The organism is Polynucleobacter necessarius (assembly GCF_900095205.1).
Taxonomy (GTDB): domain Bacteria; phylum Pseudomonadota; class Gammaproteobacteria; order Burkholderiales; family Burkholderiaceae; genus Polynucleobacter; species Polynucleobacter necessarius_E.
The window spans coordinates 642,057-665,853 of record NZ_LT606951.1 but is presented as its reverse complement, the minus strand read 5'-3'; the positions used below and the strand labels follow the sequence as shown (position 1 = coordinate 665,853).

Here is a 23,797-nt window from a genome sequence, read left to right as displayed (position 1 = left end):
TTTTAAATGCCTGCCAACTATTAATCAACCATGAATCGCTTCACCATCCAGCTTGACGAAATCAAAGCGGCCTATGCTGCAGAACCAAACCCCACTCTCGAAATGAGCAAAGCGCTCATAGCTGATTTTGGCATACGCCATCCGGTTGAGACGCGTTTAGCAGAATGTCAAATGATCTATCAGGCATGTCAATATACCCGCAAGCATCTCAAGAAATGGATGAAGCCTGAACAAAAGGATGTTCCATTTCATTTGGGCGCTTCTCAGGCTTGGGTCGAAAGTCAGTCTCTTGGTGTGGTGGGCATACTCAGCTCCTGGAACTATCCCGTGCAGTTGGCCCTCATTCCAGCCATTGCAGCACTTGCCGCAGGTAATCGCGTTTGGTTAAAACCATCCGAACGAAGCTCTCGTACCTCTGGATTCATCGCTGGATTGATTCAAGAATATTTCCACCCAACAGGGTTTTGTGTCACCACTGGTGGACCTGAAGTTGCTGAACAATTTGCATTGCTACCATTTGATCATCTCTTTTTTACAGGTTCAGGCTCTATTGGTAAAAAGTTATGCGCGCCGTGGCTGAGAACCTTACCCCAGTAACACTAGAGTTAGGTGGAGCTACACCGGTCATCATTGATAGGAGCGCCAAGCTAAAAGATGCCGCTTCCTCAGTTACTTACGGCAAGCTACTGAATGGTGGTCAAACGTATATTGCCCAGACTATGTCCTCATAGAAGCAGGTCAGCAAGATGAGTTTATTCAGGAATTACAAAGTGCAGCCCAAATGCAATTCAGTAACCCAGAAGAACTAACTGGTCCTATTGATGAAAAGCAGTTGCAATACTGGCAACACCTAGTGGATGATGCGCTTGATCGTGGCGCAAAAGTCATTCCCTTACTCAATAATCCAGGAGCGGGCGCTAGACCATTCGAGCCACTTGCATTAATCAATGTTCCACCTGAAGCGCGCGTTCTGCATGAAGAAATTTTTGGCCCTATTTTGCCTATTGTCACTATTGCCAATACTGCGGCAGCTATTGCTTATGTGAACAGTAAACCTAAGCCATTGGCCTTATATTGGTTTGGTAAGGACAAAAAGAATATGAAGCAGGTTTTAAATGAAACCCGCTCAGGCGGCGTCACAATCAATGACACACTTTTACATATCGCCATTGAGCATTTACCGTTTGGTGGAGTGGGAGCTAGTGGTATGGGCAGTTATCACGGTAAAGCAGGTTTTGATACCTTCAGCCATCAAAAGTCAATTTTTGAGGTGCGTGGTCTCTTTGGGCTCAATCTCTTTAACGGGACTCAAATAGCACGCCCTCCGTATGGGAAAAAGATAGCTTGGTTAATACGCTATTTAAAGTAGCAAGCATTCAAGCAAACAGCAGTCGACCAGCAAAGCCAATAAACAATACTCCCGCTAGCATCCATAGCGCTGCTGCTAAGCGGAGTTGTCGCAGAAAAAATTTCAGGAAAAATTGTCCCACACAGATCAAACTGGCCAAATAAGCCATACTCAAAAACTGTAAAACGATCGCAAGATAGAAAAAGGTGTGCGCAGGACGCTCAAAGTCTGGACGAATGAACTGCGAGAAAAAAGCAATAAAGAACAAGATTGCTTTGGGATTGGTTAATGAGAGCGTAAGCGCAGCAACCAATGGGTGTAATTGCATTACCCTGGTTTGTAAGGCTCCGTCAGACTCTTCATCAAGAACTTGATTCCATCGCCTGATTCCATTGCGACATAATCCCCAACCCATCCAAGCTAAATAGAGCGCTCCTGTAGTGCGGACAATCTTAAATAACACTGGGGATGAGAGTAGGAGCGAGGCAGCGCCCAAAGCAACTGCAGCCATCAAGATGGAGTCGCCTATAAAAATTCCAATGGCACCCCAAACACCAAAGCGCCATCCCTTTTGCGTGGTGATAGTTAAAACGTACAGTGAGTTAGGCCCTGGGAACAAAATAGTAAAAATAGTTCCCAAAAGATAAGTTGGAAAATCAATGATCCCAGCATGATCGGGTGAAAAGAAATTGAAAGTAAGCCACTCCATTACTTCATCATATAATTAACTCGAGAAAACCCTTGTAATCCGCGTGCTTAAACTGTCATAATGAGAGGCTTTTTAAGCAATTTGGTTCATCGCCCCCCAGCTCTATTTCAGCGTATCGTTTAGAAGTCATAAACACCGAAGTTACAAAACGCGCTGCCGCTTGTCTGATGGTCGATGCCTTTGACCATCGCATCCTATAAAAAACCATGGATGCAACATACGGAGACATCCCTTAAAGGAGATGTGTAATAGCATGACTTTTTCTAAAGAAACTAAACAAGAGTCGAAAGACTCAAAGAGCGCTGGAAATGAATTCCAGAATTTTGCCCTAGCGGCATCACTCCTTAAAAACGTTGCTGAACTGGGATTTACCCAAGCTACCGAAGTGCAAGCACAGGTTATTCCTGCAGCTTTAGCAGGCGGTGACTTATTGGTCAGCAGCCAAACTGGTAGCGGTAAAACCGCAGCCTTTTTATTACCCCTAATTAATCAACTGATTGAAAGTAACCCGAACAGTTCACCAGTTCCAGGCCGCGCACAACCTAAAGTGTTAGTACTCTGCCCTACTCGCGAATTAGCTCAGCAGGTTGCCGCCGATGCAGTGAACTTAGTTCGCGGTATGAAAGGTATCCGTATTGCCACCGTTATGGGTGGCATGCCTTACAGAAAACAAATCCAAGCATTGAAAGGTGCATTGTTAGTTGTTGCAACTCCAGGTCGTTTGCTCGACTTGTGCGATAGCAAAGCAATTCGCTTAGATGATGTTAAACAGCTCGTGATTGACGAAGCTGATCGCATGCTCGACATGGGATTTGCTGAAGATCTCGAAGCAATTGATAAGCGTTGCTCTGGTCGCGACCAAACCTTGATGTTCTCTGCAACTTTTTCACCAAAGATTATGTCTTTAGCAAATGAGTTGACTACAGATGCTAGGCGTATTGAACTTGCTCATGCAGGTGAAAAACACGCTAACATTGTGCAGAAGTTGCACTGGGCTGACAGCATGTCACACAAGCACAAATTGCTTGAGCACATTTTGGCTGATGCCTCTTTGGATCAAGCAGTAGTGTTTGCTAGCACTCAAGTTGAAAGCGAAAAGATTGCCGACACCTTGCGTGCTAATGGCTACGAAGCTACTGCACTTCATGGTGCAATGCCTCAAGCCGTGCGTATGCGCCGCCTCGAGTCTTTGCGTAAAGGTCACACCAAGATTTTGGTTGCAACCGACGTAGCTGCTCGCGGTATCGATGTCCCACGCATTAATCACGTGATTAACTTTGGCTTACCAATGAAACCAGAAGACTATACGCACCGCATTGGTCGTACAGGTCGTGCAGGTCGTAATGGTGTGGCAATCACTTTGGTTGAACATCGTGATCGCGCCAAGATCCGTAATATTGAGCGCTTTACACAGCAAGATATCGTCGCTTCAGTCATCGCTGGTTTAGAGCCACAAGCTAAACCAAGCTTTGGCGGTGGTGGTTCTGGCGGCGATAATGCTGGTAGTGGTCACTCAGGTGATTCACGTCCCGCTCGCTCGGCTGATTCACGTCCAGCACGCCCGGCAGGCGGTCCACGCTTTGCGAAACCAAAGTCCGGCGGCCAACGTCGTAACTTTAGCGGTAGCTAAAAATGATTCACCGTAATCGTCTCCGTTCTGCATGGAATCGAGTCGGTTCCGGTGAAATCCATCGGGCGCTACGCGAGTGGCAACCCTGGTTGAGCGATACCGGTTCTCTCACCCAAAAGATTGAGGCTGTCATTGGGCAAAAACTAGAAGTGCAAGTTTTGCGTGACTACCCTCAATCACTGAATAGCGACGAAAGTCATTATTTTCATTTCCAACTCAGACGTTGCAGAGTTCGCGAAGTGCTACTTTGTTCCAATGGAATTCCATTGGTAATGGCGCATAGTGTCATTCCTACATTTAGCTCAAGCGGAAGTAATCATGCCATCCTGCGCCTTGGCACTAAGCCTTTAGGCGCAGTCTTATTTAGCAAAGTTCGTAAACACTCAAAAGCAAAACCGCCTCGTGATATTGCTCGCTTGGATAAAAGCAGTGAATTATGGAAAAAATGCGCCAAGCAGTTGAATGGTTTAAGCTCGCCTTTATGGGCACGACGCACCCTTTATCGCTTAAAAGGACACCCCATTTTGGTTAACGAAATTTTCTTGCCTGAACTTCTAAAGGCTGCGAAGTTTTAGTTCTTTCTTCATTCTTTTTTAGCTCTTCGTTTTACTTTTAAAGCGTTAGCCAAGCTAAGGTCGACTTCACTAGAGCCTCGTCGCCCGGCTTACTAGTAAAAATTTCACTGAATCCAATGAACTCTGCTGCATCGGCTATGTTGTGATGTGGGCATAGCGCACAAGCGCTATTGAGATTTTGAGTAAATTGATCTTTGAATACTTCGCCAAGATAGCGGACTGCCTCAGAGGATGTCAGCAACCAAAGTGACTTGCTCAAATCGATGTCTCGGATCGCCTGCCAAGCAGAATGCTCAATATCTAGAGGTACTCGACTATAGGTAGAAATGGCGTCAACCTTAGCGCCCGCCTTTTTTAGTGTGTCAGCCAACCAATCACGGCCACCCTCACCCTTAAAGATCACTACTTTTTTATTCTCCCAATCCCAATGAAGTGATTGGAGTTCTTGCCACAAGCCCTCTGAATCCCAGTTTTCATTACTCTCAGGAAGGATGATCGGTGTCGGCATCCGCTCTAATCCAATGCCATGATTTTTAAGGGCTTGATGACTGCTTCCCCCCATCACACCAATCGGGATAATCTTTTTTGCAAGGTCTTGCCAGTCTCGCTCTAATAAACGCATCACACTCTCGATAGCATTTGGGCTTACGAAAATGGCAAGATCTACTTGATTCAAGACGGCGACAATTTGCTCCGCCAATGCCTCGTCAGTCTTTGGAACAATCGTTAACAAGGGCAGAGACAGGACCTCTGGGAAACTACGTTTTGCTACACCACTTTCTTCTATCGCAATAGTAAGCACCTCAATCAATTGACGAGCCTGACCACTTGGCCTAGTAACAATGATGGTTTTAGTGCTCATGAGGGATAACTACTTAATTATTATCTTGCTTAGGTAGGGTTGGAATTAAGTCTGCCGCACCCTGGGACAGCAAGTCCCGTGCCACTAAAAGCCCTAGAGCCTCGGCATCTTCAACCGAATTGACTTGAGCACTTCCATTCGCTAGGCAAATTGCTTTGCCATCAGTGCTAGCAACAAAGGAACAAATGCTCATTTGATTCTGATCCCATACTGCATGTGCAGCCAATGAGACCTCGCAAGATCCACCCAGTTGACGCGACACCATTCGTTCAGCAGAGACTGCAAATAATGTAGGTAAGTCATTTAATGGGGAAAGCCACTGTTTGATATCGGGATGCTTACTCAATGTTTCAATTCCTAAAGCACCCTGACCAGCAGCTGGCGTATACGGGTCGTAAGGCAGGAATGCGCGGATGCGAGACTCTAGACCTAAGCGCTTTAAGCCAGCAGCAGCCAGAATAATGGCCTGATACCCCCCTCGATCCAACTTACCCATGCGAGTATCCAAGTTACCTCTTAGTGGCTGGATGATCAGGTGAGGAAACTTTGCACGCAGAACTGACTCGCGGCGCAGACTAGATGTGCCGACTATTGCGCCGACAGGCAGATCCTCGAGACTGGCATAATCATTGGAGACAAATGCGTCTCTTGCATCTTCTCTAGTCATGACGCAAGCCAGATCAAAACCCTCCGGCATCACCATAGGCACGTCTTTTAAAGAATGCACCGCCAAATCTGCGCGACCATCCTCAAGAGCCGTCTCGAGCTCTTTCACAAAAAGCCCTTTTCCACCCGCTTTAGAAAGGACTCTATCCAAAATCTGGTCCCCATGGGTAGTCATTCCCAAAATCTGCACATCGCAGTCGGGATAGAGCTTTTTAAGGCAATCCCGGACATGCTCAGCCTGCCACATAGCGAGGCGACTTTCACGGGAGGCAATTACGAGGCGCTTTGGGGCAGCCGAGGATGAAGAATTCAGGGTTTGGGACATAACATTTAAAATAATCAAAGACCTACACCAATATACTGTGCTTATGAGCTCATCAAAAAATTCCTTAGCCAACAAAACCCAAGCTTGGTCAGCGCGTTTTGCCGAACCCGTCGACGAACTTGTTCAGCGCTATACCGCCTCCATTGGGTTTGATCAACGTTTTGCCATGGTCGATATCGCCGGCTCTCTAGCCCATGCGGAAATGCTGGCCACCCAAAAAATCATCAGTCCTCAAGATTTAGCAGACATTCAAAGGGGAATGGCGCAAATTAAGAGTGAAATTGAATCCGGTGAATTTAACTGGCAATTAGCGCTCGAAGATGTTCACCTCAATATTGAGGCCCGACTCACAGCACTGGTTGGGGATGCCGGTAAGCGTTTGCATACTAGTCGCTCTCGTAATGACCAAGTGGCAACAGATTTACGTCTTTGGTTACGTGGCAGCGTAGATGACATTGCTATCACCCTGAGGTCTTTACGTGGAGCACTTTTAGATTTGGCAGAAAAACATGCTGCCACCATCATGCCAGGTCATACCCATTTGCAAGTTGCACAACCGATTACTTTTGGCCACCATTTGATGGCTTACTACGAGATGTTTAGTCGTGATGCAAGTCGCTTAGCAGACTTGCGTGCACGCTTTAATCGTTTGCCCTTAGGTGCTGCAGCATTAGCAGGAACTACCTACCCCATTGATCGTGAGCAGGTTGCTAAGGCTCTTGGCTTTGATGGTATCTGCAATAACTCTCTTGACGCTGTATCAGATCGAGATTTTGCAATTGAGTTCTGCGCCTTTGCTTCTATCTTGATGATGCATGTATCCCGTCTATCAGAAGAGCTGATTTTATGGCTCAGCCCCTGCTTTGGCTTTATCGATCTGCCTGATCGCTTCTGCACCGGCAGCTCCATCATGCCGCAGAAGAAAAATCCCGATGTTCCAGAATTAGCCCGCGGTAAAACTGGTAGGGTTTATGGTGACCTGATTTCTTTATTGACACTGATGAAGGGACAACCACTTGCCTACAATAAAGATAACCAAGAGGATAAAGAGCCTTTATTTGATGCAGTCGATACCGTGCAAGATACCTTACGTATTTTTGCTGACATGGTGCCTCATATAGAAGTGAAAGCTGATGTCATGAAAGCTGCTGCAGAGGAAGGCTTTGCTACCGCAACTGACCTCGCTGACTACCTAGTTAAAAAAGGTTTAGTCTTCCGCGATGCACATGAAGCAGTTGCTCATGCCGTAAAGGCCTGTGTGGGCAGAAACTGCATGTTGACTGATCTAAGTCTTTCTGAATTGCGCTTTGCTTGTGGTCTAGACAACCGTCCTGAACTCATGAGTGATGATGTTTTTGCTTTGCTTACCGTTGATGGTTCTGTCCAGTCACGCCAACATGCCGGTGGCACTGCTCCAACACAAGTACTGTCAGCTATTAAACGAGGTCGTGCAAATCTTTAAACCACATGGGATTTTGGATCTAAGCTCTCTGCCGGCATTGATCGAGTAAACCAGGTTTTAGGCAAGGCTGCCAGCATTATGATTTTGCTGTCTTGCGTAGTATCGGCAATTAACGCACTGCTCAGATATGGCCCAGACATCAGCAACAACTGGCCACTTGAGCTTCAGTGGTACCTTTTTGCTGCTGCTGTGATGCTAGGATCTGCATATACTCTTAAACGCAATGAGCATGTTCGTGTCGATATTATCTACTCGCACCTCACCGATCGAAGACGTCTTTGGGTTGATCTCCTCGGCCTCATCTTCTTTTTAATGCCAGCATGCATATTATTTGCTTGGTTTTCTTGGACGTCTCTGTTTTATCCATCATGGATCATCATGGAGCATTCACTGAACTCAGGCGGACTGGCGCGCTATCCCATTAAATTTGTAGTGCCTTTCGGGTTCTTCATGCTAAGCCTGCAAGGTCTTTCTGAAATCATCAAACGTATCGGCGCTCTCAACGGTGAAATGACTTTGCCTGCTGAATACCTGCAATACGAGAAGCCTATCCAATGATTCCATTAGAGTGGATGCCGCCTTTGATGTTTGGCGGACTAATTGTCTTTATGCTGGTTGGCTTTCCAGTCGCTTTTTCGTTGATGGCTGCAGGTCTATTTTTTGCAATCATTGCTATTAGCGAAGGTTTTTTTGGTGTGCCATTTTTGCAAGCTATTCCCCAGCGAATTTTTGGTGGCGTACTTGCTAACGATCTCCTTCTAGCCATCCCCTTCTTCACTTTTATGGGGGCAATTCTTGAACGCTGCGGCTTAGCAGAAGAAATGCTCGATTCAATGGGACAACTCTTTGAACGCGTTCGGGGTGGCTTGGGCTACTCCGTCATCATTGGTGGGATTCATCCTAGGTGCAATTACGGGCACTGTGGCAGCTCAGGTGATTGCCTATGGCGATGATCTCGCTACCGGGTATGGCGGTTACGGCTATAACATGCGCTACGCTACGGGCGTTTTAGCAGCCTCAGGAACCATTACACAATTAGCGCCGTCCTCTTTGGTGCTGATTGTTTTGGCTGACCAACTAAAGACCCAAAGCAGTAGCGCGGATGTGGGTAGCATGTATCTGGGCGCCGTGGGGGCCATCTTTGCTGCAAATCGCTCTATTTACGCTCTACACTTTTGTCTTAAGTTGTCTGCGACCAGATTACTTGCCACCAGCACCCCTAAGCGAGCTCACACTGCGAGGTTGAGCGCTATGGAAAAATGTCTCATGGGGATCATTCCCTCAGCCGTGCTCATTTTCCTAGTTCTAGGCACCATCATGACGGGCATTGCAACCCCAACGGAATCTGGTGCGATGGGAGCAATGGGGGCCGCTTGTACTAGCCTGGTTAAGAAGGTCAAAAATTCCTAATCTAAAAAGATTAGTGCAAGAAGCCTATCAAAACACGATGCGCATTACTGCCATGGTTGTCTTCATCCTGATTGGATCTACCTGCTTTTCAGTGGTTTTCCAAGGTATGGATGGTGGGTTTTTTGGGTGGAAGAACTTTTTTCCAATCTTCCAGGCGGTTGGATCAGCTTTTTGATTGTTGTGAATTTATTCGTTTTCTTCTTGGCCTTCTTTCTAGACTTTTTTGAGATCGCATTCATTGTGGTTCCAATGTTGGCTCCAGTGGCCGTCAAATTACTTTCCCCTGTGCCACTTTGACTCAATGAACGGCAATCCTCAGGCAGCCAGCTGGTGCCGCCCTTAGTATGGTTTGGGGTAATGCTCTGTGTGAATATGCAAACTTCATTCATGCATCCGCCATTTGGCTTTGCTCTCTTTTACCTTAGGGGTGTGGCACCCAAAGAAGTCAAGAGTAGCGATATTTACTGGGGCGCACTACCTTGGGTTGGGTTGCAGTTAATCATGGTAGTATTGGTAATGGCCTTCCCTGCGCTGGTAATGACTTTGCTAGACAAGCCTGCTGCAGTGGCTGAGAGCCAAGACTTTAATTTCACAGATGGAGATACCAATAAATCAGACTCACCTTCAAGCAAGGTTGATGAAGATGCACCCGTTACTTTTCAATTAGATAAGCCGGTTAAATAAAAAAATGCTCTGCAATTGCAGAGCACTTTTCAGAAGCTACTTTTAAATCATTAGAGCGTAATATCGCGCTCCTGTCTAACGCAATCGACATAGTACTCGCTACGACCATCCATACTGGTTTTGACAAGACCATGAATATCCGTTTCAAATCCAGGAAACTTTTCATTGAAATCTCTGGCAAAGTAGAGGTAATCAATGATGCGCTTGTTAAAGCGCTCTCCAGGAATCAGAAGCGGAATACCCGGAGGGTATGGCGTAACCAGCATCGCGGTTACGCGACCTTCCAATTGATCTAGCGGCACACGATCCACTTCTTTATGCGCCATCTTTGCCCATGCCTCTGAAGGCATCATGGCTGGAACCATATCTGAGGTATACATCTCAGTAGTCATGCGCGCTACATCACGACTCTTATAGAACTCATGAATTTGCTGACAAATATCTTTGAGGCCGACGCGCTCATAACGTGGATGCTTGGCAACAAACTCGGGTAGCACTTTCCATAAAGGTGCATTTTTATCAAAGTGATCTTTGAACTGTTGCAATTCAGTCACGAGCGTATTCCAGCGACCTTTGGTAATGCCGATGGTAAACATAATGAAGAAGGAGTACAAACCACACTTCTCCACGATAACGCCATGCTCAGCCAAATACTTAGTCACAATGCTGGCCGGAATGCCCATAGACCCAAAGTTACCCTCGATATCCAATCCAGGGGTAACAACCGTTGCCTTAATCGGATCCAATATATTGAAGTCTTTAGCGAGCTTGCCAAAATCATGCCAAGCTGCAGATGGTTCTAAGATCCAATCTGAGCGCTCACCAATACCCTCATCCGCTAAATGATCTGGACCCCAAACTTTAAACCACCAATCAGCCCCAAACTTGTCATCCACCTCGCGCATTGCGCGACGAAAGTCCATGGCTTCCGCGATCGATTCTTCAACTAAGGTAGTGCCACCGGGAGACTCCATCATGGCCGCAGATACGTCACATGAGGCAATAATTGCGTACTGTGGACTCGTTGAGGTATGCATTAAATACGCCTCGTTGAAGCAATCACGATCGAGCTTCGTATCTTCAGCATCCTGAACCAATACTTGTGAAGCTTGCGACAACCCGGCCAATAACTTATGAGTTGACTGAGTCGCAAACATCAAACTCTTTTTGGTGCGCTTACGGTCTGAACCAATTGCATGCATATCCTTATAGAAAGGATGGAAGGCAGCATGTGGCAACCAAGCCTCATCAAAATGCAATGAGTCGACCTTACCATCCAACATCTCTTTAATCATCTCAACGTTGTAGACAATGCCGTCATAAGTGCTTTGAGTCAAAGTCATGACGCGTGGCACAACATTCTTATCCTTAATGAACGGATTAGCATCAATTTTCTTCTTGATATTTTTCCACTCAAACTCTTCTTTGGGGATGGGACCAATAATGCCCAGGTGATTACGTGTAGGCATCAAGAAAATAGGGATCGCACCCATCATCGTGATCGAATGAATGACCGACTTATGGCAGTTTCGATCAACTAAGACAACATCGCCCGGAGCAACCGTAGAGTGCCAAACAATCTTGTTAGATGTGGATGTGCCATTAGTCACAAAGAACAAATGATCGGCATTAAAAATACGGGCAGCATTACGTTCACTCTGCAACACCGGGCCAGTGTGATCTAGGAGCTGACCTAATTCTTCAACTGCATTGCAAACATCAGCGCGAAGCATATTCTCACCGAAGAATTGATGGAACATTCGCCCCACTGGACTCTTTAAAAAGGCAACTCCACCAGAGTGCCCTGGACAATGCCAAGAATAGGATCCTTCTGATGCGTAGTTAGTTAATGCACGGAAGAATGGGGGTGCCAAAGAATCCAAATAGACTTTAGCTTCACGAATAATATGTCGTGCGACAAACTCTGGAGTGTCTTCATTCATATGAATAAAGCCGTGCAACTCACGCAAGATGTCATTAGGCATATGTCGAGATGTGCGAGTCTCGCCATACAAGAAAATAGGAATGTCTTCATTACGCTTACGTACCTCAGTAATGAAAGCACGCAAATTATTCAGCGCAGGCAGGTCATGATCTTCCGAATCAGAATCAAATTCTTCATCATCAATCGACACAATGAAGGTTGAGGCACGAGATGCCTGTTGCGCAAAGGATGTAAGGTCGCCGTAACTGGTTAAACCAATGACCTCCATACTCTCATTTTCAATTGCCTCAGCGAGGTCACAAATTCCAGACCCCGAAATATTTTCGGAGCGGAATTCTTCATCAATGATGATGATTGGGAAACGAAATTTCATAACTACCCCTCTATCTACTAAGTTATCCGATGAATTCGGAATCCACTTATCAAAATTGGTTAGATCAATCAAACGATCGCCGTCTGGCAATGCTGTGACTATATCGACGAATGACGCATTTTGCTGCACATCTTTAGGCAGGTATACATGGCGAGCGTAGACCTGATTCGCTAGGCTCTCATGATAGCAGTAAAGGTAATGAGCAAATGCCATTGACGCTCAATCGCAGACTTTCCTATGTACTCTTTTAAAGCGCTTGTCTCATCGATACTACGCATTGCAGTCCAGGTTAAAGAGAACACTGGGCTCTCTGAACGATGCAAAGACAGTTCAACCGAACGGCGCTAACGTTCACCCTCAGCCATCATACTCTCTACAATCTACCACGGTCGCATCTGAGCCTCAACAATATGAGAGCTACGATCGTTAGCAACTCGAAATTTAAATGTTTGCACGCCATCATGACTTCCAACCACCGCCACTTTTTAGAGAAGCGCACGCCCGCAGTAGGCCTCGTAAATCGTGCAAAGGCTAAACCGGTAGTCAAAGCTGAATAAACAATCCCAAAGAACGCTTCAACGGTGACAATCGCGTTGGGCCAACTACCAATAGGCGTCATACGCCCATAACCAATAGTAGCCATGGTTTGAACGCTAAAGAAAAAAGTGTCCAGCAGAGAGCCTGGCTGAGCGCGTGTAATAGCACCATCTCCACAAGCTAAGTAAGCTAGTCCAACTCGTACCTAAGAGCCAATGATAAAAATTATTCTCTGGGCGCGCTACCTCTGAGCGCGTCAGCGTAGCGCGATATTCATCTAAGTTAATCCGCGCAGGACGGCGACTGAAATGGAATTTACGCACTGCCGTAATGGCTTAGGTCTTCGGCAGGGTAACGCCCCGCTGACCTTGATACTTACCACCGCGATCCTTATAGGACGTGCCACAAATTTCATCGCTCTCAAAGAAGAGTACTTGTGCACAACCTTCACCAGCATAAATCTTGGCAGGTAATGGTGTGGTATTTGAAAACTCTAGAGTGACATAACCCTCCCACTCTGGCTCGAAAGGTGTAACATTCACAATAATTCCGCAACGAGCATAAGTACTCTTGCCAACGCAGATAGTTAATACACTGCGCGGAATCTTGAAGTACTCAACCGTCCGTGCTAAAGCAAATGAATTTGGAGGAATGATACAAACATCACCCTTGAAATCCACAAAAGATTGTTCATCGAAATTCTTTGGATCAACAATGGTGCTGTTGATGTTAGTAAAGATCTTAAATTCATCTGCGCAACGAATGTCATAGCCATAGCTTGAGGTGCCATAACTAACGATTTTGTTGCCGGCAGCATCTTGGCGAATTTGCCCCGGTTCAAATGGGCTGATCATGCCTTGCTCGCCCATGCGGCGGATCCAGTGGTCTGATTTAACAGTCATGGGCGAATTATAAAACCTTCGACCTTAACCTGCCCATGAAATTATTGGAATTTTTGGCTAAAAACGACCCTCTTGGGAGCGTTATAGATCTCGAAGTATTTTCCGGAACTCTGGAAGAGGATGGTGAGATTGGTATTGCGAGCCAACTCCAAGCCCATCAAGGTAACCCCCGAACGGGTCAAAAGGAAAAGGATGCCCATCTGAGCTCCCTTTATAACCATCTCCGAGGTCAAGACATCCAGCAGTAAAGAAAATCAATTCCTTACCGGGTTTATCGGCTAACCACATCAGCCCAGAGATCGAGTCAACTGCATTGTGCCGACCCACGTCTTCAATAAAATGCAGAAGACGGACCCCATCATTGCCATCCCGTTCAAAGACATGCGCAAGCATGTACTGAGCCAGATTTTTGTATATCGTGTCATGCTGACGAATAGAGTCAATCAGAGCAACTATGGCCTCTTGAGAAAGCAATGGCCCCTCAGAAAGTTGGATCTCAGCCATTTCTTCAATGAGGCCGCCAAACATGGTTCCCTGCCCGCGCATCCTGTGGTCACCACCCTTTTACTGGTCAGAGCGTCAATATCTACGGTACTGCGGCGGGTTTTGACGGCTGCAGAGTCGGTCTCCCAATCCGCCTGAATGCTTTCTATATTATCAGGAGACTCTACGAGTCGCTGATTGCGTAAATAACCTAAAACTAGAGCTTCCGGGGCGCTACCCAGCATCATCAGCGTTACGACCTCACGCTTATCCATAAAGGGCGCTCCCCTGGAATGTGGGTAGTTTTTAGGCGCCCCAACTCATCCATGACCTCCACCTCATGCACCAAGGGCACGGAAGCGCAAGACATCTGAATGGTTGGTTTTACTGCCATAAATTGCTCTCTAAGGTCTGATCCAACGGAAGTTTACGGTATTTTTATTGGAACTTCCCAGGGCTTTACTTTAACCGCAGACTAAAATCACTGCATATGCCAGCATGATTGTGGGCTGTACTAATCCAACCTTTTTATTTAAGTCCGTATTAACATGAGCAGTTCCCAACGCCGCCTTCTTGTTACTTCCGCCCTACCATATGCAAATGGTCAAATTCATATCGGCCATTTGGTCGAATATGTACAAACGGATATTTGGGTTCGTTTTCAGCGTATGCGCGGCCATGAAGTCCATTATGTTGGAGCTGATGACACACACGGTACCCCGATCATGTTACGGGCCGAAAAAGAAGGTCTAACCCCCAAAGAGTTAATCGCCAATGTTTGGAAAGAGCATAAGCGTGATTTCGATAACTTCCTCATTTCATTTGATAACTACTACACCACCGATAGCCCTGAGAATGAAAAGCTAGCACAAAGTATTTATCTCAAACTCCGGGATGCAGGTTTGATTGAAAAGCGTGCGATTGAGCAAGCTTATGATCCAGTGAAAGAAATGTTTTTACCGGATCGTTTTATCAAAGGCGAGTGCCCCAAGTGTGGCGCCAAAGATCAATATGGTGACAACTGTGAAAAATGTGGTGCAACGTATTTACCTACCGATCTGAAAAATCCATTCTCAGTAGTCAGTGGTGCAACTCCCATTAAAAAGATTTCTGATCATTACTTCTTTAAGCTATCTGATCCGCGTTGTGAAGAGTTCTTACGTGATTGGACACAGGTAAAAACCCCTCTACAGCCTGAGGCTCGAAATAAGATGAAAGAGTGGGTTGGTCAGCCCGGTGAGAGCAAGCTAGGTGACTGGAATATCTCCCGCGATGCCCCATATTTCGGCTTTGAAATCCCTGACGCACCAGGTAAATACTTCTATGTCTGGCTTGATGCTCCGATTGGTTACTACACCAGTTTTCTCAATTACTGCCAAGCTAAGGGCATTAATTTTGATGAATGGGTTAAGCCAGACACAACAACTGAACAATACCATTTCATCGGCAAAGATATTCTCTATTTCCACACATTATTTTGGCCGGCTACTTTGCGGTTTGCCGGCTACCGCACACCTACCAATGTTTTTGCGCACGGCTTTTTAACTGTTGATGGCGAGAAAATGAGCAAATCACGTGGTACGTTGATTTCAGCAAACAGCGTGATTGAGCGCAGCTTTAATCCAGAATGGTTCCGCTATTACTTTGCAACCAAACTCAATAACAGCATGGAAGATTTGGATTTAAATCTTCAAGACTTTGTTGCCCGCGTTAATAGTGATTTATTGGGTAAGTACATCAATATTGCTAGTCGTAGCGCTGGGTTCCTGGTCAAACGTTTTGATGGCATTGTTTCTGACGAAGCAATGAGCAATCCATTACTGAAAGAAATTGCTGCAGCAAGTGAAAAAATTGCCGAGCTTTATGAAGGTCGCGAATATGCCAAAGCCCTTCGTACTGTGATGGAGCTTGCTGACAAAGTAAATGGTTTTGTAGACGAAAACAAGCCTTGGGAAATTGCTAAGGACCCAGAACGCGCAGCAGATTTGCAGCGTGTTTGCAGTGTCACCCTTGAAGCATTCCGGATGCTCAGTCTGTATCTAAAACCAGTTATCCCTCAAGTTGCTGCTGGAGTAGAGCAATTTTTATCCTTAGAACCCTTATCTTGGAGCAATATCACCACTCCACTCTCTAGCAAGACCCCCATTAAGGCTTATAAGCACCTGATGACCCGTGTGGAAGCCCCACAAATTGAGGCTTTGCTGGCTGCAAACTTGTAAAAAGCCCCCTAAAAAGCACCTATAATGGCGGTTGTAGTCCATAAGTGACTTTTCGAGTTAATTTCATAAGTTATTGAATCTATTGAGTATTTTAGGAAATTTCATGGCAAGATATCAATCTGAATTCACCCAGTTCTTAAGCGAACTCAAAACCGAGAAACCACACCTCGAGGCAGAGCAGCAAGCTGGTCGCGCCCTCCTTTGGGATAAAGAACCATTGAGCGTTGAAGACCAGCGTCGCGCTAAAGCTGCAAAATTGAAGCAACGCGCCTACGTTTATTCGAATGACTAATTCAGGCAATTCGTCTGTATCTGAGCCAAGCGCTCAGCCTTTATCAGATTTGTTAGATAGCACCCCATCAGTTACGGATGGTATGTCTGAAGCGTTCGCCAAGCTTTATGGCGAACTGCTTTTTAAGCTTCCTACCGATTTATACATCCCACCAGATGCATTGGAAGTTTTTCTTGAGGCATTTGAAGGTCCATTAGACCTTCTACTTTACTTGATTCGTAAGCAAAATTTTAATGTTTTAGATATTCCTATGGCGCAGGTTACTCAACAGTACCTGAGCTACATCGATCAAATTCGCCATCACAATCTCGAGCTAGCAGCCGAGTATTTGCTCATGGCAGCCATGCTGATTGAAATTAAGTCGCGCATGCTCTTGCCAATGAAGAAGGCAGACAGCGAAGAGGAAGTAGAAGATCCGCGCGCAGAATTAGTACGGCGCCTTTTAGAGTATGAGCGCATGAAGCTAGCCGCTCAAGAGCTTGATCAAATCCCACAACAGGATCGTGACTTCCAAGTGGCACATGGCTTTGTAGATACAACCGTTGCCATTACTTGGCCAGAAGTCAATGTAGATGATCTGCAAATGGCGTGGCGCGATGTTTTACATCGTGCCAAACTCAATCAGCATCACACCATTACCCGCGAAGAATTATCCGTCAGAGACTTTATGACCCGCATTCTGCGTCGCTTGCAAAGCACTCGCTTCGTAGAATTTGGTGAACTATTTGAGGATGCGATTAAATCTGGCAAAGGTGTTGTTCCAGTAGTTATCGTGAACTTTATTGCGATGCTGGAACTCTCACGCGAGGCCTTAGTGGAGATTACCCAGGCTGAACCTTATGCGCCGATTTACGTGCACCTTGCGTACATCCCTGTTGCATGAAAATCATTAGCGATATCCAAGAATTGCGTGACCGCTTATGTGGTCAGAATCGTGCTGCATTCGTTCCAACCATGGGGGCAAACCTTCATGAAGGTCACTTATCGCTCATGCGTCTTGCTAGACAGCGCGGTGATCCAGTAGTCGCTAGCATCTTTTTTAATCGCTTGCAGTTCGGGCCTAATGAAGGTTTCGATAACTATCCTCGTACGATGCAGGCCGATATTGATAAGTTTGAAAAAGAAGGTGTCTACATCTTGTTTGCACCTACAGAACGAGATCTTTATCCGCAACCACAAGAATATCGAGTAGATCCGCCACAACAACTAAGCGACATTCTTGAGGGTGAGTTTCGTCCTGGATTCTTCAAAGGGGTTTGTACGGTTGTACTTAAACTCTTTTCATGTGTGCAACCAAAGGTTGCCGTATTTGGGAAAAAAGATTATCAACAGCTGATGATTATTCGTCAGATGGCTAAGCAATTTGCCTTACCAGTTGAGATTATTCCTGGCGAATCGATTCGCGCGGAAGATGGGCTTGCTCTCTCCTACCGTAACAGCTATCTCTCTGTCGAAGAGCGTGCGGAAGCACCCGAGCTGCAAAAAGTGCTCAAAGAAGTACGTGAGCGCGTTCTACAACTCCATGAACGTAACCACCAATCGATTATGGAAATTGAGAAGGCAGCAATTGCTGCTCTTGCTGGACGTGGCTGGGAACCAGATTACATCGCCATTCGCCAGCAAAGTGATTTGGCGCCTGCATCTAATGAGCAATTACAAGCAGGCGAACCACTAGTGATTCTGACAGCCGCCAAGCTAGGCAATACTCGCCTAATTGACAACCTCGAGATTTAATTTCTCTCTTATCTTAATAACCGATCGTGTAGGTTGCCAGTGCAGTAGTGGTGTTCGTAGCAATAAATGGTTGCTGTTGCCAAAGCACATTGAAGCCTAAACGCTCACGTTTATTGATGTCATAGTACAAACCAGCGGAAGCAGTTGCCATACTATTCACATTGCCAGGCATGGGGCTACACTAAAACTTCCCAAGCCAATAATGAAACTTGTCACTTGGTAGTTACTCATAGAGTATTTCAGATTCTGTTGAATACCAATAGATGCCGTTCCAGTCAGATTCTCAGATAAACCAACGCGAAAACCAAGACCGCCGATTGCGGAGAAAGTGTTTTGCGTTAAAGAATTGTATGAAAGTGGCAAGATCACGTTGGCATTGCTAGCCTCTGTGTAGCCACCAGTATTGACGCGGGTGTAGCGAAGACCAATGCAAGGAACAACCGAGAATGAATCCGTTACCGGATGGTGGTAGTTCGTAGTGAGTTGATAGCCCTGACCATTAAATGAGGTTGACCCAGAGCCAGCCTCAGTATTTGATAAGAGTTGGCGGGTAATGCTTAGGGCGCTACTTGAAGCGACTCCAGAGGCTTGCACCCCCACCCTGTTTCATCGGGGTTCATATGCCATTTAGCAAAGAGCCCCCACATTAGACTGTTGTTAGTTTGACTAAAACCAGAAGGAGCCGCAACACTAATCGTTTGATCAGCAAACGCTCCTATACGGAAATTGGGTGAAGGCTTATACCCCAGCACTACCAAACCAGCCTGTTGATTGGCTGATGGTGATGGCCCTGAATAGGTATAGCGCCCACCAACACTCACGCAGATATTGTTCTTATCATAGACGCGGCAGTCATACATCAAAGCCGCTTGATATGCCGCAACTTGTTGGTTATAGATACTGGCCAAGCCAGAGGCATTTATCTGAACAGAGCTAACTGTGTTCACGTTATCAACCTCGAAATACTCTGAATTGAAATATAAAAATACTTCGTTAGCGTCATATCCCAAACGATACTTGGATGCCGATCCTTCGAAATCCATTCGTGAAATTAGAAAATGTACCAGTCCTGCCTGATTGGGCATTGATCAGCGTATAATGACCAGCGGCGTAGTGACCAAGAGCTGCATTCACATAAAGAGTACCCCCTAAAGTAGCGCTGCCTGCGATTAACAACTTCACATTGTCGCTAGTGGTGACCCCCATCTTCAGTGTGTCTGTACCAGACTGGACATAGTTTCCAGCCAAATTAGTATTGGAGGTTTTGAGCAAAATATCGAAAGTGCCGTTATTGGTCACTAAGCTCGAGTTAGCAAGCAATCCTGCATCCGTTAAAGCGATAGTGCCCCCACTATTGATAAGGGTAGCCCCGGCGTAGGTATTGACAGCCGACAACGTGAGTACGCCAGAACCAAGCATGGATATACCACCGGTTCCAGCAATTACCCCTGAATAACATCCGTTGCCACCATCAGTAAATGCGATGGTTCCATTATTAGTTAAGCTAGTTGTACCATTTGTTGTTGAACCTGGGATGGCTAATGCATCGCCCTGCAAAGTTGCACCAGCGCTAATAGAAGTGTGCTACCAGCAAAGTTGCTTGTCCCCCTACAAGGCCAATGTGCCGCCCTGCACGCTTACATTACTAATTTAGAAATAGCATTCAGTGGGTTGGAAAGGGTCCAACCTGCCAGAGTCTAATTTATTTAAGGTCTGAAAATTAGGGGTGGCATTACCAAATGTGCTTGAGCCTGTACCGGCAAGCTGCAAAGTATTATTGCCACCGCCACCATTGATAGATCCAATTATGGATGAGCCCGAATAAAGCGTAGCGTTATTGGTGCCATTAGCTAGAGACAGGCTCCCTAAAACAGAGCCCCAGAGTTATTGAAATTTACACTACCGTTCGAAGATGTGCCGACAGCCTGACCCGCCTGTATCTGCTTGAATAACACCACCTACAAGGTTATTAACTGTATTCGTCGAGCCCGCACCAGTTGAGTTTTGAAACCAAATAGCGGTACCAGTTAAGGATTTAATTGTGCCTGAGTTATTGATGACGTTACCAGTACCCGTAGGATTAATGGCCTCTGATGATGTAACATTACCCGCCGCATATACGGTTGCCTCACTGTTAATAGTCACGGTATTGTTTGAATTAAATTCAATAGTGTTATTATCGGCATTAATTGAGGGAACGCCTGTTCCACCGGTGGCATAGTTAACTACTGTTGCACCCGTACCGATGAGAAGAGTGCCGCCATTTCGAAAATAAATTGCTGAATTATCTACAGCTGCGCCACTATTCGGCGCAGACACTGTTGCATTGCTAACCAATTGAAATATTGGCGTTATCTAGCAAATTGATTGTGGGCTGTATTGGGGCCAAATATTGCTGAATTAAGACCAATCGTTATAGCTGGATCAGTTGTTATCTGCACACCATTTTGTGTTGGTGCGCCATTAGCTACGCCTGTAGTAGCGCCAATACGACCAGCAAATGTTGGGCCCGCAATGTTACAAGGGACAGATCCAGAAACCGCACCTGTTAATGCGTCAACTATACAAGTTTGAGCACTCACTACAGGCGCTAACAAAAATAGGGCGCCTAATATAAATAAGCGAGATGCAATGATTTTCATGGGATATATATAAATTGCCATTTAAGGGACAATAATTATACTTAATACATATAGTTCCCCGAAACCTCATGATCATACTAGTAGACATATACCAGTACCAATAAGGGGTGCGACCTCAATTCTTCGAGACTTATACAGCTCGTGCAGATTACGCTAAGCCCCCTTATCACTCCATTTCAGCACCTTCCTGATGTGATCACGAATGGTGTACAGGCGGTGATAAAAGGCAACAGGCATATCAAAATGCCCGAGTAGAGCGCTAGCCTTCTCGTCTAGTTGCGTTAACTTTTCATCAAATGCAGACCGATCAATCTTGCCCAGAAATAGCTCGCGCTCCAGCGCATGAAGTTTTTTATACAGCTCATCAATTTGTCGATTGATGATAACCCATTGGTAGGCTGGATAAATACTCAATAAGGGATATGCAATCGCAGCTGTAGAGACCAACAAAAATATCATTTTCTCAACAAAGCTTGCTAACCAAAATGGCAAGTAATGCTGCAAAAAAGGTTTTCCACTTTTGTAATACGTCTCAGCAGTAGAACTCAAAGGCAAATCAACGTCTTTGTCGGCAGGAAACTCATTTTCATCACTAATGAGCGAGGGAGACTCATGTATGGTATCTATTACACCCATCATGAGATAAATCAGAGCTGAGTGGATATCCTTGCGGGTGGCAATCGTAACAGTCGTCGCCATTACCTTCATGCTAGTGGCGGGCTTAGAAGTAGCTAGGTCAACCGTAGCAAATGGTAATGAAATCACCGTGAAGGATCTTAAATTGCGGTGAATACCTTCAGACTGAGACATGTTCATAACCTTCAATGCTGGGTTATTAAAAATATCTTTTAGAACAGAATTCTCTGGCGGAGCAAGAAAACTAAAGCATCTAAATTAGCCGCAAGCAAGCCTTTAACAGCCGACCCTACATCCTGGTCTTCAAATGTTACATTCGATGAATCAAGACCTGCAGACTTTAATAGTTTTTTCGCAATACGCTGGCTAGCATCTTGTTTAGTGCCTATAGCAATTCGCTTTCCTTTGAGTTGACTAAGCTGATCAACCTCTCCAATTCCGGCTCGATAAACAATCCAAATAGGGTCATAAAAAATACTCCCTAAAGAATAAAGATCGGGAGACTCTTTTGAGTTAGTGATGCCACCCTGCAAGATACCGAAATCAATATTTTTCGATGGGTCATTTAGTAAGGCTAGGTTTTCAAGAACTCCGGAAGTCTCGATAATCTCGGCCTTTACGCCACCCTTCTTCTGCAACTCTTTGGCGTACGACTCAGCAAGCTCATAAAAATAGCTCCCCTTAGGTCCAGCGGCTATGACTATATTGGTCTTGGGAAACAAGTAATACGTCGACACCCCAATTAAACATGTCAGCAAAAGGAATATAGCTGCTATGACAATAGCTACATTGCGTCGCCCTATTCGCGTGTGTAAGGAAAGCTGAAAATCAATCATAAAGTGCTTTCTTTTCTTTCGATTGATTAACAAGAATATTGAGAACGTTGAGCAAATTACCGTAGGACTCTTTTGCACCTTTAGGTACCCACGTGTTCAGAATCACATCATTGATTTCATTTGCCTTTTCAATACAAACATTAATTTCTTTTAAGGTCTTTGCGTCATTGTACTCGCGGTTTAAATCAAAGAGCCCAGAATACAAATGACTTGCATGCATCTCGAAAATGGTTTTCCGGTAGCCAGGAATCAATTGGAATAACGGATAAATGATTGCAAACATGGTTACTAATGTGAACTAGGCTACATCCAAAAAGCTGGCGAGCCAATGTGATAACTCTTGTTTAAGTGATGGAGGCCCCTTCTCATAAAACTTCACTGCTACATCGCTGCGAGGGACGCCTTTTTCCGTAAATACTGGAAATCCGCCAGCTGGATAATCAAAGACAATTTCTTTGCTTTGATTCATATCGCGACTGGCCTTCTAATAAAAGGTACTAAATATCTGGATGGAGCGTTTTTCAGCCATGATCGGTAGTAGCCACAGCAATCATCTTTGTATCCTGCTTGGGCTCCAAGGGGCTCAATGAATAGGCACCCATTGGTAGCGTAACAATATCAACGCTTTTTAACTGAAGATTAAGGGCTTCCGAAATCGGAAAACTGAGAACATTTACCCTGGGGTCCGCTAAAAGTGCTTTGACATTTAAAGAGTCATAGCCCGCTATTAGAAACATGCCGTCAATCTTATTTATCTTTAGGGCCTCTACAGATTCCTTGGGACTCAAAGTATCAACCATCGTAAATGGTGGATACTCTAAATGGCCTGATATTTTCAGCAAATTATCAGCCATATACCGCGTGCCGCTTCCAAAACTGATTTACCGAGATCCGCTTATCTTTGAATAACTGAAACACATGAGAACTAGTAAATTCAGGGCCGGTATAAAAGTACCAAAATGCCTGATAACCCACACTTCCCAAAGAGACTAGCCCTTCTGTATCACCAACTGGAAGCCCGGACTGTGTCAGGGCGACATCTACCTTCTTTTGCTTAAGTAACTCCAAACTATCTAGTGTGCCCTTAAAGGGAATCAGCTCGACCTTAATCCCCTCTTTTTCTAGGGCTTTTTGAAAATTGAGAACTTCAACCTCTAGCGAAGAATTAGGTTGCCCCTTGAGATGCGTATTTCACTAGGCGGCAATGGTTTTAGAAACTGCAAAAGCAGAAAAATGCCAATTACAACGGCAATTGCCACATACCACTGATAACGAAAGAACGGCCCTAGAGCGTGGAACTCATCTTTGGCACTTTGAACGAAATAGCCCTCAACATCAGGATAATCATGGTGCTTATGTTTGTGACTCATTCAAGATCTTTCTAAAAGTAAAACAATAATTTCTTCGGACATGCTGTACATTATGAATTGAGATGTTTTTGGCACTTTTGCATGAAAAAATGCTTTTTTGTCATCATTAAACGCAAGATTACTAAAATGAAGTTACCAATTACTTGGCCAGAGGGCT

At 45.4% G+C, this 23,797-nt stretch carries 31 protein-coding genes and 3 pseudogenes; 13 read left to right on the top strand and 21 right to left on the bottom strand.

All coding sequences use genetic code 11. From position 1 onward, the window contains the following. Nucleotides 1–30 precede the first annotated feature (30 nt). Together DXE37_RS11205 and DXE37_RS11195 are read left to right on the top strand one after the other, a co-directional pair. Nucleotides 31–731, top strand: a pseudogene (locus tag DXE37_RS11205) (aldehyde dehydrogenase family protein). Then, nucleotides 728–1,369 carry an aldehyde dehydrogenase family protein gene (locus tag DXE37_RS11195; protein WP_197713212.1) on the top strand — a complete coding sequence of 214 codons (642 nt, stop codon included), beginning with the start codon at nt 728–730 and terminating at the stop codon, nt 1,367–1,369. Before DXE37_RS11205 ends, DXE37_RS11195 begins: the two are co-directional and overlap by 4 nt. 7 nt (nt 1,370–1,376) lie before the next feature. Here DXE37_RS11195 and leuE read toward each other — a convergent pair whose 3' ends face one another. Next, the gene (gene leuE, locus DXE37_RS03655; RefSeq protein WP_114636616.1) at nt 1,377–2,057 is read right to left on the bottom strand and encodes a leucine efflux protein LeuE; all 681 of its coding nucleotides are present in this window, start codon (nt 2,055–2,057) and stop codon (nt 1,377–1,379) included. Between the two features lie 253 nt (nt 2,058–2,310). Here leuE and DXE37_RS03650 point away from each other — a divergent pair, with 253 nt between their 5' ends. Then, nucleotides 2,311–3,687: a DEAD/DEAH box helicase gene (locus DXE37_RS03650; protein ID WP_114636615.1), complete on the top strand. Its 1,377-nt coding sequence runs from the start codon at nt 2,311–2,313 to the stop codon at nt 3,685–3,687. A gap of 2 nt (nt 3,688–3,689) precedes the next feature. Continuing rightward, a complete protein-coding gene (locus DXE37_RS03645; protein ID WP_114636614.1) occupies nt 3,690–4,262 on the top strand; it encodes a chorismate--pyruvate lyase family protein in 573 nt (190 codons plus the stop codon). A 37-nt stretch (nt 4,263–4,299) separates the two neighbouring features. On the opposite strand, the gene DXE37_RS03640 is transcribed toward DXE37_RS03645, so the two are convergent. Together DXE37_RS03640 and hemC are read right to left on the bottom strand one after the other, a co-directional pair. Next, nucleotides 4,300–5,124: a uroporphyrinogen-III synthase gene (locus DXE37_RS03640; RefSeq protein ID WP_114636613.1), complete on the bottom strand. Its 825-nt coding sequence runs from the start codon at nt 5,122–5,124 to the stop codon at nt 4,300–4,302. 13 nt (nt 5,125–5,137) lie between these two features. Then, nucleotides 5,138–6,115: a hydroxymethylbilane synthase gene (gene hemC, locus DXE37_RS03635; RefSeq protein ID WP_114636612.1), complete on the bottom strand. Its 978-nt coding sequence runs from the start codon at nt 6,113–6,115 to the stop codon at nt 5,138–5,140. A gap of 43 nt (nt 6,116–6,158) precedes the next feature. Here hemC and argH point away from each other — a divergent pair, with 43 nt between their 5' ends. From argH to DXE37_RS03620, 4 genes and pseudogenes are all read left to right on the top strand, one after another. Continuing rightward, on the top strand, nt 6,159–7,577 hold the full coding sequence (gene argH, locus DXE37_RS03630) for an argininosuccinate lyase (RefSeq protein ID WP_114637528.1): 1,419 nt from the start codon (nt 6,159–6,161) through the stop codon (nt 7,575–7,577). A 78-nt stretch (nt 7,578–7,655) separates the two neighbouring features. Further along, the gene (locus DXE37_RS03625) at nt 7,656–8,135 is read left to right on the top strand and encodes a TRAP transporter small permease subunit (protein WP_114636611.1); all 480 of its coding nucleotides are present in this window, start codon (nt 7,656–7,658) and stop codon (nt 8,133–8,135) included. Then, nucleotides 8,132–8,530 (top strand): TRAP transporter large permease subunit, encoded by a 399-nt coding sequence (locus DXE37_RS12275; RefSeq protein ID WP_231971041.1) that lies wholly within the window; start codon nt 8,132–8,134, stop codon nt 8,528–8,530. Before DXE37_RS03625 ends, DXE37_RS12275 begins: the two co-directional genes overlap by 4 nt. Continuing rightward, nucleotides 8,439–9,671 (top strand): annotated as a pseudogene (locus DXE37_RS03620) (TRAP transporter large permease subunit). The gene DXE37_RS12275 and the pseudogene DXE37_RS03620 overlap by 92 nt, the downstream one beginning before the upstream one ends. Before the next feature lie 50 nt (nt 9,672–9,721). Here DXE37_RS03620 and DXE37_RS03615 read toward each other — a convergent pair. The 7 genes and pseudogenes from DXE37_RS03615 to DXE37_RS13905 form a co-directional block, all read right to left on the bottom strand. After that, complete coding sequence (locus DXE37_RS03615) at nt 9,722–11,989, bottom strand: arginine/lysine/ornithine decarboxylase (RefSeq protein WP_114637527.1); 2,268 nt, start codon at nt 11,987–11,989, stop codon at nt 9,722–9,724. Nucleotides 11,990–12,362: 373 nt separating this feature from the next. Then, nucleotides 12,363–12,665 carry a potassium channel family protein gene (locus DXE37_RS03610; RefSeq protein ID WP_269460345.1) on the bottom strand — a complete coding sequence of 101 codons (303 nt, stop codon included), beginning with the start codon at nt 12,663–12,665 and terminating at the stop codon, nt 12,363–12,365. Between the two features lie 196 nt (nt 12,666–12,861). After that, nucleotides 12,862–13,428, bottom strand: coding sequence for a dCTP deaminase (gene dcd / locus DXE37_RS03605; RefSeq protein WP_114636609.1), 567 nt, complete (start codon nt 13,426–13,428; stop codon nt 12,862–12,864). Between the two features lie 41 nt (nt 13,429–13,469). Further along, entirely contained in the window at nt 13,470–13,628 is a 159-nt protein-coding gene (locus tag DXE37_RS13920) for a formate dehydrogenase accessory sulfurtransferase FdhD (protein ID WP_331852111.1), read from the bottom strand. A 97-nt stretch (nt 13,629–13,725) separates the two neighbouring features. Continuing rightward, nucleotides 13,726–13,932: pseudogene (locus tag DXE37_RS13915) on the bottom strand (formate dehydrogenase accessory sulfurtransferase FdhD); the annotation flags it as partial. Next, entirely contained in the window at nt 13,881–14,156 is a 276-nt protein-coding gene (locus tag DXE37_RS13910; protein WP_331852161.1) for a formate dehydrogenase accessory sulfurtransferase FdhD, read from the bottom strand. The gene DXE37_RS13910 and the pseudogene DXE37_RS13915, both read right to left, overlap by 52 nt. 8 nt (nt 14,157–14,164) lie before the next feature. Then, nucleotides 14,165–14,305, bottom strand: coding sequence for a hypothetical protein (locus tag DXE37_RS13905; protein WP_331852110.1), 141 nt, complete (start codon nt 14,303–14,305; stop codon nt 14,165–14,167). A gap of 154 nt (nt 14,306–14,459) precedes the next feature. Here DXE37_RS13905 and metG point away from each other — a divergent pair, with 154 nt between their 5' ends. The 4 genes from metG (at nt 14,460) to panC (ending at nt 18,156) form a co-directional block, all read left to right on the top strand. Continuing rightward, nucleotides 14,460–16,130: a methionine--tRNA ligase gene (metG, locus tag DXE37_RS03595; RefSeq protein ID WP_114636608.1), complete on the top strand. Its 1,671-nt coding sequence runs from the start codon at nt 14,460–14,462 to the stop codon at nt 16,128–16,130. Nucleotides 16,131–16,233: 103 nt separating this feature from the next. Continuing rightward, a complete protein-coding gene (locus DXE37_RS03590; protein WP_114636607.1) occupies nt 16,234–16,422 on the top strand; it encodes a DUF3460 family protein in 189 nt (62 codons plus the stop codon). Then, nucleotides 16,415–17,305 (top strand): segregation and condensation protein A, encoded by an 891-nt coding sequence (locus tag DXE37_RS03585; RefSeq protein ID WP_114636606.1) that lies wholly within the window; start codon nt 16,415–16,417, stop codon nt 17,303–17,305. The genes DXE37_RS03590 and DXE37_RS03585 overlap by 8 nt, the downstream gene beginning before the upstream one ends. After that, nucleotides 17,302–18,156 (top strand): pantoate--beta-alanine ligase, encoded by an 855-nt coding sequence (gene panC / locus DXE37_RS03580; protein ID WP_114636605.1) that lies wholly within the window; start codon nt 17,302–17,304, stop codon nt 18,154–18,156. Before DXE37_RS03585 ends, panC begins: the two co-directional genes overlap by 4 nt. 13 nt (nt 18,157–18,169) lie before the next feature. Here panC and DXE37_RS10730 read toward each other — a convergent pair whose 3' ends face one another. From DXE37_RS10730 to DXE37_RS03535, 11 genes are all read right to left on the bottom strand, one after another. After that, on the bottom strand, nt 18,170–18,307 hold the full coding sequence (locus DXE37_RS10730; RefSeq protein ID WP_162786159.1) for a hypothetical protein: 138 nt from the start codon (nt 18,305–18,307) through the stop codon (nt 18,170–18,172). A gap of 5 nt (nt 18,308–18,312) precedes the next feature. Continuing rightward, the gene (locus tag DXE37_RS03575) at nt 18,313–18,750 is read right to left on the bottom strand and encodes an autotransporter domain-containing protein (protein WP_162786158.1); all 438 of its coding nucleotides are present in this window, start codon (nt 18,748–18,750) and stop codon (nt 18,313–18,315) included. Next, nucleotides 18,714–19,199 (bottom strand): hypothetical protein, encoded by a 486-nt coding sequence (locus DXE37_RS03570; protein ID WP_231971039.1) that lies wholly within the window; start codon nt 19,197–19,199, stop codon nt 18,714–18,716. Before DXE37_RS03570 ends, DXE37_RS03575 begins: the two co-directional genes overlap by 37 nt. After that, nucleotides 19,156–19,713, bottom strand: a complete 558-nt coding sequence (locus tag DXE37_RS03565) for an autotransporter-associated beta strand repeat-containing protein (RefSeq protein ID WP_114636602.1) — start codon at nt 19,711–19,713, stop codon at nt 19,156–19,158. The genes DXE37_RS03570 and DXE37_RS03565 overlap by 44 nt, the downstream gene beginning before the upstream one ends. A 342-nt stretch (nt 19,714–20,055) precedes the next feature. Further along, complete coding sequence (locus DXE37_RS03560) at nt 20,056–20,493, bottom strand: hypothetical protein (RefSeq protein WP_114636601.1); 438 nt, start codon at nt 20,491–20,493, stop codon at nt 20,056–20,058. Between the two features lie 14 nt (nt 20,494–20,507). Further along, nucleotides 20,508–20,798, bottom strand: a complete 291-nt coding sequence (locus DXE37_RS03555; protein WP_114636600.1) for a hypothetical protein — start codon at nt 20,796–20,798, stop codon at nt 20,508–20,510. 153 nt (nt 20,799–20,951) lie between these two features. After that, the gene (locus DXE37_RS03550) at nt 20,952–21,608 is read right to left on the bottom strand and encodes a hypothetical protein (RefSeq protein WP_114636599.1); all 657 of its coding nucleotides are present in this window, start codon (nt 21,606–21,608) and stop codon (nt 20,952–20,954) included. Between the two features lie 38 nt (nt 21,609–21,646). Beyond that, nucleotides 21,647–22,192 (bottom strand): TAXI family TRAP transporter solute-binding subunit, encoded by a 546-nt coding sequence (locus tag DXE37_RS03545; RefSeq protein ID WP_162786155.1) that lies wholly within the window; start codon nt 22,190–22,192, stop codon nt 21,647–21,649. Nucleotides 22,193–22,262: 70 nt separating this feature from the next. Further along, nucleotides 22,263–22,553 (bottom strand): hypothetical protein, encoded by a 291-nt coding sequence (locus DXE37_RS03540; RefSeq protein WP_114636597.1) that lies wholly within the window; start codon nt 22,551–22,553, stop codon nt 22,263–22,265. Nucleotides 22,554–22,568: 15 nt separating this feature from the next. After that, nucleotides 22,569–22,739 (bottom strand): hypothetical protein, encoded by a 171-nt coding sequence (locus tag DXE37_RS10725; RefSeq protein WP_162786153.1) that lies wholly within the window; start codon nt 22,737–22,739, stop codon nt 22,569–22,571. 52 nt (nt 22,740–22,791) lie between these two features. Continuing rightward, complete coding sequence (locus tag DXE37_RS03535; protein WP_114636596.1) at nt 22,792–23,124, bottom strand: TAXI family TRAP transporter solute-binding subunit; 333 nt, start codon at nt 23,122–23,124, stop codon at nt 22,792–22,794. 350 nt (nt 23,125–23,474) lie between these two features. On the opposite strand from DXE37_RS03535, the gene DXE37_RS12270 reads away from it, so the two are divergent. Further along, on the top strand, nt 23,475–23,669 hold the full coding sequence (locus DXE37_RS12270) for a hypothetical protein (protein ID WP_114636594.1): 195 nt from the start codon (nt 23,475–23,477) through the stop codon (nt 23,667–23,669). The last annotated feature ends 128 nt before the right edge of the window (nt 23,670–23,797 follow it).